At 40.5% G+C, this 16,331-nt stretch carries 11 protein-coding genes; 1 reads left to right on the top strand and 10 read right to left on the bottom strand.

Going from position 1 to position 16,331, the window contains the following annotated elements:
* Positions 1–23: 23 nt before the first annotated feature.
* Both AC0IWT_RS02125 and AC0IWT_RS02120 read right to left on the bottom strand, forming a co-directional pair.
* On the bottom strand, positions 24–1,175 hold the full coding sequence (locus AC0IWT_RS02125; protein ID WP_471795781.1) for a FecR family protein: 1,152 nt from the start codon (positions 1,173–1,175) through the stop codon (positions 24–26).
* Positions 1,176–1,222: 47 nt separating this feature from the next.
* Positions 1,223–1,804 (bottom strand): RNA polymerase sigma-70 factor, encoded by a 582-nt coding sequence (locus AC0IWT_RS02120; RefSeq protein WP_471795780.1) that lies wholly within the window; start codon positions 1,802–1,804, stop codon positions 1,223–1,225.
* Positions 1,805–2,025: 221 nt separating this feature from the next.
* Here AC0IWT_RS02120 and AC0IWT_RS02115 point away from each other — a divergent pair, with 221 nt between their 5' ends.
* Entirely contained in the window at positions 2,026–2,880 is an 855-nt protein-coding gene (locus AC0IWT_RS02115) for an N-acetylglucosamine kinase (protein WP_471795779.1), read from the top strand.
* Between the two features lie 45 nt (positions 2,881–2,925).
* Here the strand turns inward: AC0IWT_RS02115 and AC0IWT_RS02110 are convergent, their stop codons facing one another.
* The 8 genes from AC0IWT_RS02110 to AC0IWT_RS02075 form a co-directional block, all read right to left on the bottom strand.
* Entirely contained in the window at positions 2,926–4,059 is a 1,134-nt protein-coding gene (locus AC0IWT_RS02110) for a formylglycine-generating enzyme family protein (RefSeq protein ID WP_471795778.1), read from the bottom strand.
* Between the two features lie 38 nt (positions 4,060–4,097).
* Positions 4,098–5,600, bottom strand: a complete 1,503-nt coding sequence (locus tag AC0IWT_RS02105; RefSeq protein ID WP_471795777.1) for an alpha-L-fucosidase — start codon at positions 5,598–5,600, stop codon at positions 4,098–4,100.
* 16 nt (positions 5,601–5,616) lie between these two features.
* On the bottom strand, positions 5,617–7,164 hold the full coding sequence (locus tag AC0IWT_RS02100) for a sulfatase family protein (protein ID WP_471795776.1): 1,548 nt from the start codon (positions 7,162–7,164) through the stop codon (positions 5,617–5,619).
* A 58-nt stretch (positions 7,165–7,222) separates the two neighbouring features.
* Positions 7,223–8,803: an arylsulfatase gene (locus AC0IWT_RS02095; protein ID WP_471795775.1), complete on the bottom strand. Its 1,581-nt coding sequence runs from the start codon at positions 8,801–8,803 to the stop codon at positions 7,223–7,225.
* A complete protein-coding gene (locus AC0IWT_RS02090; protein ID WP_471795774.1) occupies positions 8,794–10,584 on the bottom strand; it encodes a RagB/SusD family nutrient uptake outer membrane protein in 1,791 nt (596 codons plus the stop codon). The genes AC0IWT_RS02095 and AC0IWT_RS02090 overlap by 10 nt, the downstream gene beginning before the upstream one ends.
* Before the next feature lie 42 nt (positions 10,585–10,626).
* Positions 10,627–13,857: a SusC/RagA family TonB-linked outer membrane protein gene (locus AC0IWT_RS02085; protein WP_471795773.1), complete on the bottom strand. Its 3,231-nt coding sequence runs from the start codon at positions 13,855–13,857 to the stop codon at positions 10,627–10,629.
* 181 nt (positions 13,858–14,038) lie between these two features.
* The gene (locus AC0IWT_RS02080) at positions 14,039–15,052 is read right to left on the bottom strand and encodes a FecR family protein (protein ID WP_471795772.1); all 1,014 of its coding nucleotides are present in this window, start codon (positions 15,050–15,052) and stop codon (positions 14,039–14,041) included.
* Between the two features lie 70 nt (positions 15,053–15,122).
* Entirely contained in the window at positions 15,123–15,671 is a 549-nt protein-coding gene (locus AC0IWT_RS02075) for an RNA polymerase sigma factor (RefSeq protein WP_471795771.1), read from the bottom strand.
* Positions 15,672–16,331: the final 660 nt, after the last annotated feature.

The following is a 16,331-nucleotide window of genomic DNA, read 5'->3' as shown; positions in this document are numbered from 1 at the left end:
CGTCAGCGCTTTCTTGGGTAGCCTTATTTCAAGACGGTTATCCTCCTTCCTGAAACGCTAAAGCGAACGTCGCCCGTTTCTGATATTATTTTTAATATACTTGTTAAACTTTTTTGCTGTGAGATTTTCCCGGCGAAAGTCATTTCCGGATTCTTCTCAGTTTGATAAACTACTTCAATTCCATAAGTTCTTTGAAGCTGCCGCATTATACTTTCCAGGTCCTCATTCTTAAATACAAAGTATCCATCAAGCCAGGCCAATGCTGTTTGAGTATCGACCTTACTCACATCAATGTTGCCGGACCCTATTACAGCCTGTTGCCCGGGAGATAGAACTGCTGACTTACCGAGCATTTTTGCTCGAATCTTAACGCTTCCTTCAACCAGAGTGGTCCTGCTATCAGCTTCATTTTCATAAGCCTTAACATTAAAGTGAGTTCCCAAAACTTTTATGTCCTGATTATCCGTCGAGACGATAAACGGCTTGCTTTTATTTTTGGCGACTTCGAAATATGCCTCGCCGGAAAGGAACACCTTTCGTTCCAGTGCAGGGAAACTATATGGAAATTTTAAGCTAGAGGTTGCGTTAAGGCGCACCTTAGTCCCGTCTGCCAGATAAATAACCATTCTTTTTCCCACCGGAGTCCTTATCTCATTTAAATCTCCATTTTCAGCGGCAGCTTGATTATCCACCTTGTACATAAGCATACCATTAGAATCTTGTTTAAGGCTTAAGCTACCAGGCAAATCCGAACTTGTACTTTCTGAGAGTCTAATTATTCGGCCATTAGCCTGTATAAGAAGAGACTCATTTTGTGGCAGTATTTCCTTGTTGGAATTCTTTTTGCGTTGTACAACTTCATCGTTTTTTTCTGATCGAAAATTGCTATTATTAAATAATAAGCCCAAGAAAACCACAACAATAGCCGCTGCACTGGCCCAAAATCCAATACGCAGTGAAGAGGATTTCTTTTCAATGGTTTTATGGATTTTTTTGAACAGCAGATCCCGATATCCCAAATCTCCACCTTCAAAGTTTTCTTGCATGGAAAAATTGCCGACAGCGTATCCTTCATAATATTCAAATAAATCAAGCTCCTCTTTTTCGCTACATTTTCCATCCAGCCATTTACTGGCCAGGCGCTCAAATTTCTGATGCTGTATCTCGTGCTTCATGTTGTTATATCTATATAGTACTGCAAACCCGGCTTTACCCCTATGGACTAGAAAAAAAATATCATAAAATAATTACCAAGCTTTACTTTAAGGATTTTAAGCGCCTTGTTAATGTGTGACTCGACAGTTTTTAACGATATATTAAGCTGCCGTGCGATTTGCTGGTGTGAGAGTCCCTGATCTCGGCTAAGTTCAAACACATGCCGGCATTTTTCCGGCAAGTCTGAGATTGCCTTTTGGATTTGAAGTTTTAGCTCCTTATACTCCAAAGTGTCAAGATTATTGACTTCAGCCTTAGGCTGGTTGTTTAGGTTATCTATAATATAGTGTTCTGCCCGATGCCTTTTGGCCCATATCTTTAAAACCTGGTTTCTGACAGCGCCATGAAAATAATTGGGCAATGATTCAATTTCAGGCATAGCTTCACGCCGTTTCCAAATCGAAACAAAAATTTCATTCACCAAATCCTCGACTTCCTCATGGTTATCTATCTTCTTGCTAGCCCGCATATAAACAACTTTCCAGTACCTGTTGTAAATTTCGCGGAACGCTGTTTCATCCCCATTGCTGAGTAAGCGCAGTAAGGCCAAGTCTGTCAAAGCGTTATATTTTCTTTTTTGATTAAACAATTCGTGCATTTTTATACGATTGATTTTAACCACCTATACTAATTAGCGCAGTTAAGGAGCTTGAGGCAAAATCAAATTTCAGTCTGATTTTTCATTTGGGAAGCGAACTTTCCAGATTAACTCCGGGTTAAACACAGACAATAATTTTCTAATATATCAATAATATTTTTATTATGTAATACATAAAAATAGTAGTATTATTGTTGCTTTAAGTTGAAACAATGAAATTAATAGCGGATGGTGGCTCTACCAAAACTTCCTGGAGCGCTTTTTTGGGAGGAAAATTACATAGCGCAGTTGAAACCGTAGGATTTAATCCCTTCTATGTAGATGAAGAATTTATCACTAGTACTTTACTAAATAGTTTAGATCGAGTTTTAGATTTCCAACAAGTTGAAGCGGTATTTTTTTACGGAGCGGGTTGTGAAGGCGGTAAAGACTATATTGTGCAAAACGCTCTAAAACATATTTTCCCTAATGCGAAACTCGAAGTTCATTCTGATATGATCGGAGCTGGCAAAGCGCTTGTCGGAAACGGAACTGGCCTTGTTTCAATTCTTGGTACAGGAATGAATACCTGCATTATGAAAAACGGAACTATCTCAGAACAAATTGATGGACTAGGCTTTTATCTAGGAGATGAGGGAAGTGGGGGATATTTGGGTAGGAATTTGATAAGGCAATACGCCAGAAATCAATTGTCTAAAGAAATTTCCGAAAAATTTAGAAAGGCTTATGATTTACTTCCAGCAGAAATTCTTCAAACTTTCTACGATCACCCACTTCAAAACAAATATGCTGCATCGTTTACCACCTTTCTTCATGATAATATCGACGATAAACAAATCGAAGGAATCGTTAAAGATGGTTTTAATGATTTTTTCAAGAATGTAATTGCACACTATAACGATCAAAGGCAATACGAATTGAATTGCATTGGTTCAATTGCCTATGTATTCAGAGATATCTTAGGAGAAGTCGCCGAATTGTATGATATAAAACTTGGCAAAATCTTAAAATCGCCGATGGTTGGCTTGCACCGTTATCATTTTCCAGACATCGAAGCATCATCTTAAAGAAGACATATCTATTGGAAACCTGCTCACCTAGGAAATCACTTGCTATTCCGAAGCGACGCAGCGGAATCCCATGTTACTCATTCCGGAATCTTTCGAACTTTTCATTCTCCGGGCAACCCGGTAGCCCGAGCAGTAACTATCGTTACACATAAAAGACCCACCCCTGGCGACTTTCTTCGGTGTATATGGGTCAGCTGGGTCAAAACTTTTTGATGGACCTCTGGGATTGACAGCACCATCTTTTATCTCTCTGTAATAATCGTTTCTGTACCAATCTTCACACCATTCCCAAACATTGCCGGCCATATCATAAATCCCATAGTTATTTGGTGCATAAGAACCAACAGGTGAGGTTCCATAGAATCCATCTGCTTTTGTATTTATGTTGGGGAAGTGTCCTTGCCAAAAATTCGCCCCGGGCTTTCCTTGGTTAATGGACTGGTTACCCCATGGGTAGATCGCATTTGATAAACCGCCTCTGGCTGCCCATTCCCATTCTGCCTCTGTAGGAAGCCGCTTTCCCGCCCAGGCAGCATAAGCTTTTGCATCATCCCAGCAAACCTGCGTAACGGGATAGTTATCCTTCCCGTTAATATTGCTTCCAGGTCCGGATGGATGACGCCAGTCTGCTCCTGGTATCCAGCTCCACCAACTGGTATAATCATTTAAATCAACAGCCGTTTTAGGAGGAGTAAATACTAAACTTGCTGCAACAAATGTCTCTGGTGATGGCTTCTCTGTACCAGGAGGCAATTGCTTTTTCAACTCCTCCCAGTCTGGAACGCGTTCTGCTACGGTTATATAATGGGTTGCATCTACAAACTTTTTAAACTGAACATTAGTCACTTCATAAGCATCGATATAAAATGCGTTTACAGTTACTTTGTGTTTGGGAAATTCATCTTCATCTGCCTGATTATTATCTCCGCCCATCATAAAACTTCCCCCGGCGACTTTAACCATGCCATCCTTCGAAAAATTTTTTCCTGTGGATTGTACATTTTTGACTTCTGGTGCAGTACTGAACCGTTTTGGAATTGATGAATGACAGGTTACCGCGTCTGTGGTAAATTTATACTCACTTGCTGGGATGGGATTTGGTGCGGCCTTTCTTTGTTTACAACCAACAATGGTTAAAGCTATGATTTGTAGAACGATAAATATTATTGACTTCATGCTGTATTGTTATATATATGAATAGGCAATTCCTCGACTCATTTGATTTTTTCTTTAAAAAGCCCCAATTCCGAAATAGTTGGGTTTAAACGAGATTTACTAATTCTTAAACGAACTTTATTCGAGCGGACTACCGGAAATTTTATCAAACGTTTATAGCCAATTGTGGTTCCGCGGGTTGCCACTACCCACTCCTCTCCATTCCAATAATCTAATACGAATTCCTCTACACGTTGTCCCAAGCTTATATTCTCTTGTAAAGATAAGACATCAAAAGTCTTTCTACCATTAAGTTCGAGTATAATCGTTGCAGTCGTATCTTGATTGGTTGTTGTCCAACTGGTTTCAAACCGGTTATCTAAAATTCGCTGAGCGTTTTTGCCTTTTTTCGAGATCACTTTAGCACCGCTAGCCAGGTTAACTCCAAAGGTTTCAGACCTAAGTGCCGTCCAAGCTTTCAGACTTTTTATATCCTCGCTCGACAAAACGCCGTTGATATTTGGCGGTATATTTAGCAGCAATACGCTGTTTCTACCGACGGAGCTAAAGTAAATATCATTCAACTTTTCGGGAGATTTAACCTTATCATTTTCTTCAGGATGGTGGAACCATCCCGGTCTGATGGAAACATCTGCCTCCGATGGGTACCAAACCAGTCCTTTTGCACGCTTTAGTTTTTCCCGTCCTCCGATATCTTGTCCTTTAACAAATCCTGAAGGTTTAATATTCATTTCTCTTTGAGAATCGGCTGAAATATTATTTTCATTCAGATTATCGGCCGGAAGCACACTCCACTCCGTTTCTCTTCCATATCCAGTTTCGGTTCCAACCCAGCGTACATCCGGGCCCATAACTGCGATGACTGCATGTGGTTGTAGTTTCCTGATCTGTGCATACCACCTATTGAAATCATATTCCTGCTTTTTTCCATTTGGGCCTTCACCATTGGCACCATCAAACCACACTTCGTCAACTCTACCATATTGAGTTAGCAGCTCTGTTAATTGGGTTAAGAAGAAGTCATTATAGGCGTCTGTTCCGTAGTAAACTGCGTTCATATCCCATGGCGATAAATATATCCCAAAACCAATCGCATATTTCTTGCAAGCCTTGGCTACCTCTGCAACGACGTCCCCCTGACCCGCTTTCCATGGACTGCTTTTAACCGAATGTTGCGTAGTCTTGGTAGGCCATAAGCAAAAACCGTCATGGTGTTTGGCAGTGATAATAACTTGCTTAAATCCATTTTCTTTAGCAACCCGAACCCATTGATCCGCGTCTACCGAAGAAGGATTGAATACCTTGGGATCTTCTTTTCCAGTTCCCCATTCCCGATTGGTGAAGGTGTTCATTCCAAAATGAAAAAACGCAGTAAGCTCTAGTTTTTGCCACCTGAGTTGTTTTGTGGATGGAGAAATTTTAGCTGCCTTTTTCAGGATTGAATGTAGTGGTTCGCTTTCACCAATAAGCGTAAAATTCTGCTGTCCAAAGGCAACATCACCAGCAAACATTAGCAGACATATTATAATTATTGGTTTCATAATGGGTCTTCGAATGTTAGTTTTTCTTGAAAATAATTTTTGCATCCTGGTCGTCGAACTTATCAATTTGGGCAAGCAACTCTTTCTTCAAATCAGCTTTGATTTTTACCGAACCGTTTTCATTATAGATATTATGCATTTCACGGGGATCGTTCTTTAAATCATAAAGTTCCCACCCATTTACCCGTTTGTAAAAGCGGATAAGTTTGTATCTTTGGGTACGAATACCAAAATGCGGCGATACCGAGTGCTCCCCATTTTCGTAATAATGATAATATAAAACTTTGCGGCCTTTCTTTTCATCCTTGAGGGCAGGCAGCATCGAATTGCCCTGCATGTCCTTAGGAATATCGATTTTCGCAATATTAAGGACTGTTGGGGCAATGTCTAAATTCATGACGAGGTTTTCGGAAACTGAGCCTGGCTTGATGACTCCTGGATAACGCATTACCATGGGTGTGCGAAAAGATTCTTCGTAAATCCAACGTTTATCGAACCATCCATGTTCGCCAAGATAAAAACCTTGATCCGAGAGATAAACCACCACGGTGTTTTCTTTCAGATTATGCTTGTCCAAATAATTTAATGTTCGCCCGATGTTGCGATCCAAAGATTTCGCTGTACTCAGGTAGTCCCGTAAATACCGCTGGAACTTCCACTCTGTCAGGGCATTTCCCGTTAACTTTGCCTTATTGAAATCGTTTTGAATGGGCTTATAGTAAGCGTCAACCGCAGCCCGCTGACTGGCATCCATTCGTTTAAAGTTTCCATCAAGACTCTCGGCTTCTTCACTGCCAAACATTTTGAGGTCGTATCCCATAATCATGGTTTTCGCTATGGACATGTCCTGGATTTTAGCGGCTTCTCTACCTTTATAATCATCGTAGAAATTTGCGGGCAAAGGAAATTTCACCTTGTCGAAGCTACCCAAATCTACTGTATCGGGTAGCCAAACGCGATGCGTGGCTTTGTGCCCGATAACCAGACAAAACGGTTTTTCTTTGTCTCTACCATCAAGCCATTGCTCACTTTGATCTTCAATAACATTCGATACATATCCAGAGAAACGTTTTTTGGAGCCATCCATCGTGTTAAAATCAGGGTTATAATATTGCCCCTGATCTGGAAGTATTTGCCAAAAATCAAATCCCTGGGGCTTACTTTCCAGGTGCCATTTTCCAATCCATGCCGTCTGATATCCGCTATTTTTCAGTTGCTTAATAAAACTATCCTGGTCACCATTAAATACAGAACTCTCATTGTCTTTGAATCCATTCTTATGACTATACTTTCCTGTTAGGATTACAGCACGGCTTGGTCCACAAATGGAGTTGGTAACATACGCTTTGTTAAATTTTACGCCCTCACTGGCGATACGGTCTATATTTGGTGTTTTCATCAATTTGCTTCCATAAGCGCTGATGGACTGGTAGGCATGATCATCGGATACTATGATGATGATGTTTGGTCTTTTTTGTGCGTTCGCCTTAACTTGGGCACTCGCATATATTGAACAACACAAAAGGAGTCCAATAATAGACCACTTTAAACTATATGGTTGCATGTGATTTATATTTACTTGTTTAAAATTCTGCTGTCTACTGCTTTCTGACTGTCTGTTATTATCTTTTCGTAAAGGGAAAATTTTCATTTTCGGTATGCTCGGCTTTCATTATGTTTTTAATCTTTTCAACAAGACCGGGGTAAGCTGAGGCTTGATCTGTACTTTCTTTTGGGTCAGCAGTCAGATCATAGAGTGCTATTGGCGAATTTGGATTATTTATAACATTTTCTTTAATGGCTTTCCATTTCCCTAACCTCACGGCCTGTCGTCCGCCATCCTCATGAAATTCCCAATAAAGAAATTTGTGCTGAGTATTTTTTGTCTTACCGAGCAGTACTGGCAGAATGGAAATGCCATCTGTAGGGGATTTGACTTTCTGCCCTATCAATTCAGAAAATGTTGGAAAGAAATCCCAAAATGCACCGATGTGACTCGAAACTTGTCCTGGTTTGATTCTTCCCGGCCAGGCTACAATTAATGGGGTCCTGATTCCCCCCTCATTCAGTGTCCTTTTGACCCCTTTAAAACCGCCACTACTATTGAAATAGCCAGGATCATTTCCGCCTTCAACGTGTGGACCATTATCACTTGAAAAAATGATTATAGTGTTTTTATCAAGGCCTTGAGCTTTCAAGTTTCGCATTACTTCGGCAACGTAATTGTCAACCTTAGTTACCATAGCGGCATATGCAGCATGCGGATAGGCTTGCGGTTGATATCCAGTTCCATCCCAGTCGCGGTTAACTTTTTTAGGCTGTTCGTTAAATTTTGCCTTGTAGTACTCAAAGGTTTTATCGCCATCAGGTAGTTGAAGGGCTGCATGTGGAAGCGTATAGGCAAGATAAAGAAAAAACGGTTTAGATTTATTTTCCTTTATAAACTGTATAGCCCTCTGTTGGATAAGGTCTGGTGCATACGCTATTTGTTTACTTATCGTATTGTTGAGTGCCACCCTTTGGAAGTTGCTCCACAGGTGGTCTGGAAAATAGTTGTGCGATTGCCTTTGGCAGTTATAACCAAAAAAGACATCCATACCCTGATTGACAGGGTCGCCTTCCGACCCGGGATAGCCCAACCCCCATTTACCAAACGCACCGGTTTTATAACCTGCTTTTTTAAAAAGTTCCGGTAAAGTAATAGTAGAATCTGGGAGTGGAAGTTGTCCTTCCGGCTTTATTTCATAATTGCCCTGTACCGGAGTGTGACCGGTGTGCAAGCCGGTCATCAAAGACGCTCGAGACGGAGCACAAACTGATGTACCTGCATAGAACTGGCTGAACCTCATTCCATCGGCTGCAATCTTATCTATATTTGGAGTTTCAATTAACTTCTGTCCGTAGCAGCCCAGATCACCATACCCCATATCATCAACTAAAATAAACACGACATTAGGCTTTTGAGCAATGGCAAGTCCGCATGATAAAAATAGCAGGGTAAACAAAAAGTATCTGTTTATAGCTCTTAAAGTGATTAGCAAGACAATTAGTGATCTCATGATTAGAAAAATTTTAATGAAGTGAAGCTGAGCGTTACTGGGAGGCATTTTTTTAACGAGTTGAACATTTCTATATATTTCTGGCGGCCAAAAACAGCCTCGCTCTGACGGACCAAACGAGGCCTTTTTTTCTGCTATTTCCAACCCGGATTTTGAACAATTTTTGGGTTAAGAACAATCTGGTTTGATGGAATTGGATAAAGATAATAATAGTCAGGAAACAGACCGGGAGGTATTCCAAGATATGAAATATAACCAGCACTTGCGCCATTTTGTAGAGGAATGATGCTGTTTGATGGAACATCAGTTCCTTTTGTCAAATATCTTCCTAGCTTTTCCTTAAGTGCATATTCCATTTTTTTCCATCGTCTCAGGTCGTCAAACCGAAACCCTTCGCCAATTAACTCCACGGCCCGCTCTCTTCTAATCTCCCACAAAACGTTGTTGACGCTGGGATCTCGCCCTGGATCTTGCGCGACTGCAGCCAAATTCAGTGGTGCCACACCCCCCCTTTCACGAAGTTTATTAATTGTGGCGTTAGCAGTTGCCTGACTAAAAGCACCAAGTTCGAAGGTGGCTTCCGCATGATTCGCCAATACCTCACCCATTCTAAACAATGGACAGTCACTTATATCCTGGCCTTGAGCATCCTGTACCTGCTGATTGTAATACTTATAAAAGCGATAACCTGTGTAGGTGACGTTATACGGTTGACCATTTGGAAAATCAACGTAATGTGGTTCCTGGCGCACAACAAAACCATTCCAGTTACGTGATGGAAGCGTTTTATGTGTTGCATCGGAAATCGATTTCATTATGCCAAAATAGGATGTATCAATGGGACTGGTGGTATAGGTAAAATTTAAACTCGGAGGCGTGGTATTAACGACGTATGGAGGCGGTACAGTGTAATACAATCTTTTATCCCTATTCCTAAACTCTGTAAAAGCAGACTTATCTCCCTGAAAAAGCGGACTTGTAAAACGCGTCTGTCCATCGCTCATTAAAAACATATCGGCAGCTGCCTTGGTAAGATCGTATCGTCCGGACGAGTTTCGGTTTTGAGTAGAGAGCCCATGGGTAATCTGATTGGCGACATAAGCTTTATAAAGCAAAATCCCCTGTACGCCTGCTAATGAAACGCTGTTGAAGTCTAAATCGTAGTTTGGATTGAGGCTGGGAAAGGCAGCAATCAGCTTGGTCGAAGCATCAACACTAGCAGTTAAAAATTTGTCGCCATCATTTAGGTTATGATACTTTCGCCAGGTACCTTCTCTTAAACCGAAGCGCGAGATTAGTGCCCTAACTACGTTTGCATTTACAGTGTTCTCTCCATCACCGTTTTTCAGGTTTGCTTCAGCATATTGCAAATCCTTCAAAATGTTGGCGGCGACAACATCTCGAGCGGTTCGGGGCATTGTAAGCTCTTCAGATTTATCGTTAAGTGCATGTTCTATGTAAGGAACATCTCCGTACAAATTTAGGAGATTGGAATAGTTGTAAGCCCTAAAAAAGTAGCCTATGCAGCGCCAATGTTCTTTGTCAGTTGCACTGAGAGAAGAGCCGTCAATTTGATCCAGCATTAAGTTAATTGTTCTGATGTTTGTATATGGGCCTGAATAGGTGCCTGCAGATGAAGGAATCGTGATTTGCTGCCAAATCCATTGAGACTGACCGTTTGGATTTGCTATGGCAAACATATCGCTGTTTAAATCCTTATCCAGCATTTCATTGGTATAGCCGGGAAAAGCGTTGTAAAATTGCCATGAGTAGGTTAAAAACCCGTTATAATCTGAGAGTGTATTTTCCAAAGTAAGCTGGCCCTCCGGCTTTAGCTCCAGCTTATTGCAACCCACTGCCAAAAGCAATAGAAAAGCCGATGCGAGCAGCTGAATTTTACGTATTAGATAAATATTGCGTTTCATAATTTTCATGTTTTTGTCTTGACTTTTTAAGTTCAATAAGTTTTAAAAACTAATATTTGCACCAAAACTGTATTTTTTGATGAATGGGTAAATCCCGCCACTACCCAAGTTTTGCGATTCGGCATCCAGGCCCTCGGGAAGATGATCTAAGGTGACCAGATTTTCACCTGATAAGAATACCCTTGCCTTAATCTTATCTTTGAAAAGCTTTGATGGCAATGTGTAACCTAAAGAGATATTTTTCAACCTTAAGTAGGCGCCGTTTGATAAATATCGTGTTTGTACAAGCCTGCTCGTACCGGTATTTCCTGATGCATTAGAATATGACCTTGGGAAAAACGCCTCGGTGTTGCTGGGTGTCCAATAATTTAACTCATTGGTAAAAATTCCGCTAAATTGGTCAAGGTAAGGAAAATAGACTTGGTTACTGATCCAGATGTCCCTTTTTCCCACGCCGCTAAGGAAGAAAGAAAAATCAATGTTTTTATAACTTAAATTCCCGTTAAAGCCAAATTGTAACTGGCGGTTATTGTTTCCAATTATGTTACGGTCTCCTGGATTTGAAAGCGTGTTGTTACCTGTAAATATCGTCCCGTCGCCATTTAAATCTACAAAACGGATATCGCCAGGATTCTGGGCTACACCTCTGAAAGGCGCCACGCCTGGCAGCAAGGTTCCATTTTGTAATCCGGGATTAAGCGTGCCGGGAACGAAGTCACTATTTTTAAAAAAACCAGCAGTTTGGTACCCCCAGATATCGCCAATTCTTTGTCCGACATAGTAATTGGCAATTGTTCCATCCGCATTAAAATTAAGTAGTCCGCCAGGGTTATCATAATTAGTTATGTAGGCCTGATTATTGGAAAGGTTGAAATTTAGTGAGTATCGTAGGTCATTTATTTTATCATTCCATCCTAAATTGATTTCCCATCCTTTCACTTTTAGATCAGCAACATTTTGCAACGGGGCAGCAGCTCCAAGTACTGCAGGAAGTTCATTACTTGGGGCAAGCATACCCAGTGTTTTCCGAATATAAGCTTCGACAGAGCCCGTCAGACGGTTATCAAAGAACCCAAGGTCAAGTCCAAGATTTGAGGTCTGTACACGTTCCCAGGTAAAACTGGCACTTACCAATGCCGGCGGAGGAACAGTTACCCTCAAAACCCCTGTTACGGGATCAATCCAGCTTGAATTTCCAGGCGTGGAGGCAGGGATATACGGATAATAATTTTGGCCGCCCCCAGGGAATAAGACCACCTGATTACCTATCTCACCATATGAAGCTCTGATCTTTAGCACATTAAATACAGATTTTACTTGCTTCATAAATGGCTCAGCCATAATGTTCCAGCCAGCTGAAAACGAAGGAAAAAAGCCAAACCGCCCGTTTGATGGGAAACGGGAGGAGCCGTCATACCTCCCAGTGGCCTCGAATAAGTACCTCCCATCATAATTGTAATTTATTCTCCCAAAATAACCCGAAACCGCAAATGACGAAAAGCTGTCACTGCTATTAATTGTTCCCGTGCTTCCAGATATTGATGGGGAGTTCTGGCTGATTACACCGAGCCGGGTTACTGAAAAATCATTCTGTACACTTTTTTCCTGATTCGTACCGACGACTAAATCAATATTATGTTTTTCCTTAATCACTGTGGAATAATTCGCATAGACGTTCACAGCGTTATAATTTGAACTATTGTTGTATCTGTTATAGCTGGAATTTACGCTAATCGGAGAAACCGTAAAATTCAAAGGGTTGATGTATGAATTTACAGTAGCCTGATTTGTTTGATTGCTATTGATTTGATTAAAGGTATATTCCGCATTTAATTTAAATCCTTTGAAAAGGTCATACTGCAATTTTCCAAAAATTCTAAGGTTATTATCCTTGCTTATTCGGTATGGTTCTTTTTCAAGGATATTATTTGGTGTGTAATATGGTAACACAGAGCCGTTAGGGGCAATTCCAGAATCTGTGGGTGCATAAGGTCCGAAAGTGATTGCATTGTAAAAGAGTTGTCCGAAATCCCTTGGGGTATTTGTTACGGAATTATTATATAAGACGTTGATACTGGCGGTAAGCTTAGAGGTGAGGTTAGTATTTAGGTAAGCATTAAAATTATAACGTGTAAAAGCATCGGATTTAGTAGCCATAATACCATCCTGATTGGTGTAACCGGTGGATACCCTGAAGTTTGATTTTTCAGATCCTCCGCTGAAAGACAGATTATGAAGCTGTTCGAACCCGCCAGGCATGAAAGTTTTATAAATATCAGTCTGGGCGAGTGGATACTGAATTCCTGCAACGGTAGCGATCCCATTTGAGGGAAATTGTCCGGGATTCTGGTCATATTGCTGAAGTAAGCCCTGCCAGGTTGCAATATTTTGTCCAGCCCAGTAAGATGTTGTTCCAAAGTCATTAAGCGCCTGAACAAATTCGCTGACCGTGGTTTTTTGAGGCAAGTTACTTGGCTCAGTAATGGCCAGATTACCCGAATATTCAAATTTGATAGGCTGGTTTCTACCGCCCTGCTTGGTCGTTATCAGGATGACCCCGAAGGCCGCTCTTGCGCCGTAAATAGAAGAAGCTGATGCGTCTTTCAAAACCGTAACTGTAGAAATATCTTTCGGGTTAACATCATCCATATCCATCGGAACATTATCGACGAGCACGAGTGGTCCACCTCCGTTTATTGAAGTAAAACCCCGAATGTTAAGCCCACTTTTAGCGCCTGGTTGACCACTATTTGTGGTCACCTGCAGGCCAGGTGCCGCTCCTTGCAATATTTGTGCAGTGCTAGTCACTGGACGGTCGCCCAGAATTTCATCCATTTTTACTGTCGAGACAGCGCCTGTTAGATTAACCTTTTTCTGTGTGCCATAGCCAACTACAACCACATCGTTGAGTGCATTACTTTCTTCCTTAAGTTTGGCACTTAAAGAAATCATATCTCCGGCTTTTAGGTTATATCCACTTAGGGTCTGTGTTTGGTAGCCAACATAGCGAATGATAAATGTGTAAGCCCCGGGCTCCAGTGCTTGAAATTGGAAGATACCTTCCTGGTCCGTCTGCGTGTTTTGCGAATTTTTTCCGTTAAGATTTTTAGCTGTTACCGTCACCCCTGGTATCGGCAGGTTATTTTCTTCGGCGACAAGCCCTTTAACTGCCGCCCCATTTTGAGCCAACGCATGCGTAAGGGCAAACAGCTGTAGAACAATAACAAGGCTGACCAGTCGTAACAGTCTTGGTTTTTTGTAGATTAATTTCATATTTATATTTGGTTTTTTTTGCATGGAAGCGCCATTGCCAATACAGGCGTTTTTTACTTGCCGAATTGTGGCTTATGCTGTTTGGCTTTTTTCTCTTAATCCGAGCAGCTTGGCGAAATACTTAAACGATTAATTTTTTGCATGGTCAGTTTTAATTTGAGATCTTTTTTAAGCTATGATGCTAACGTCTTTTAGGATTTTCTTTCTGAATCAGGTATTCGTTTTCACTTGATTTCACGAGTTTCAAACCGTTCAATTTTGCAATATTTCCAAAAATTCGTTCGGCGGAATCGGTTTGATCAACGCTCCCGATATAGTACATATTTCCAAGATCATCCGGTGAATATTGAATATGGACGTTATATCTGCTTGCAAGTTGATCAAGCACATTTGCAAGCGGTTCTCGGCGGAAAAGAAGTAGATTTTTCTCTTTTTGCATTCGAGCAGATCGTTTGTAAACTATCTTTGTCCTTGCATTCCTCCTATTGTAAATTAACTCTTCGCCAGGGCGTAAATAAAACTTATCGTTCATTTGTTTTCTCGGGGATGATGAAGGTCTTATCACAACTTTGCCTTCATATAAATGAATAATGATTAATTCACTTAACGAATTTGAAATCACTCTGAAACGGGTTCCCAGCGCCGTGGTAGCAAGCTGATTGCTATAAACGGTGAACGGTCTGAGCTTATCTTTAGCTACCTCGAAGATCGCCTCACCCTGGAGGCTTACATCACGCTTCTTATTTTGAAATGGTTCGTTGTATTCAATTGAAGCATTTGGATTCAATTCGACTTTAGATCCATCCGGCAGCAGGATATCCATTTTTTCCCTTCCTGTATTTTTTATCAAACGATGCTCAATTGAAAAACCCTTCTGCACAGAAACAATTGATTTTTCGGAATAATTAAACAGAAAAAACATAATCGCACCAAGCAGTGAAGCAGCAACGGCATATTTTAAATGAGCTAGCCTATACCAGCTTTTGCGCCTGAGGGGCTTGATTTCCAACCAAATGTCTTCCCAAAATTGTAAAGGCATTAAGTTATCATCAACCTCGATATCCCAATCGGCTTTGTTTAGATATTTGTCCAGAACCTGAGGTTGCTCTTTCAAGTAGCCGGCTACTGCCTGAGCCTCCGATGCAGTGCATTCTCTTAAAAAGAAGTTTTCAATAAGATCCTCATTCACATTCATTTTCTGGATATAATATTTACAAATACGTGGTAAGACTAAAAAGTCCTCCGCCCCAAATATTTTTTTTGATTTATTTTAGGAAAAGTAATAGGAGAATCACTGATAAAGGAAAATCTCTACGCAACCTTTTCAGGGCCTTGGCAAGATGGTTATCTACTGACTTTTCCGAAATCTCCAATAAACAAGCAATTTCTTTGTAACTATATCCTTCAATTTTATGCAGATGAAATACTTGCTTCCTTAATTCTGGCATTCCATTCAGAATGATTTGAATCTGCTCTTTGGTATCAAATGCTGTATTCTGGCAATTTTCAGAAGTCTTTTGAGATGCTGCTAGCGTGAAATCTGATGTGATTTTCTTTATTTTGTTTGCTTTACGAACGTAATCGATTAAAACGTTACGCGCAATATAGAACAATTGCTGATCCAGACTATAGCTTTCGTTAAGAGCATTCCGATATAACCATAGTTTTAAAAAAGTGCTTTGCAACAAATCTTTCGCGTCATCTTTAGAGGAAGTCTTTCGCAAAAAATATTGAAAGCCCTTAGCCCGCCACTGCTTATACGCGGATTCAAAGGCTGACTCATCCCCTTTTTTGATTGCTAAAACTAAATTCAATGTCGCTAAATTTGCAACCAAGATAAGAAAATAACAAAAATTATTACATAATATTGTATGACATAACAAAAATCTCTGATAATTTATTGATTCCAGCTGATTTATCTACTTAAATGACTTAAAGAAATAATTATTTCGAGCGACGAGTAGCCATGAAGTGAGATGATACAACGAAGAGTTAGTTATATTGATGGGCTGATTAGCTGTATTGAAAAGTGCCTAACCATTTTTTGAACGAATTCATTCTGCGGAGCAGATTGATTGAACATTCGACTAATATTTCTCTAAAGACCCCTTTTTGATATATTGAGACGGCTTTACTTTTCTGGTTTCGCTATTTTTATGGGTTTTTTGATAGGTTTTGTCAGACTTTTGACCATCAGTTTCTAACCTGGAATAAAACAAAAATCCGGTTAGACGGGAAAGTAGTCTTCTTCATCACCACTATTTAGTGTAATACAATTAAACTGTCAGACTTTTCTTAAAGCCTTAAAACATGCCATTGTTAGGAACTATTAACTGGCTGTAATAGAGCAAATTAAGAAATTGCCTAATGGTCTTGTTCGAAGGCCAATAACCAAAAAACTTTCGCAGTAAGGATCCCAAATGATAATTATGTTCCACTGTCCCTGAAATAGATAGTCTTTCAATAAGATGGGG

Source organism: Pedobacter sp. AC464 (assembly GCF_979253075.1).
This window is presented reverse-complemented; position numbering and strand designations above follow the sequence as displayed.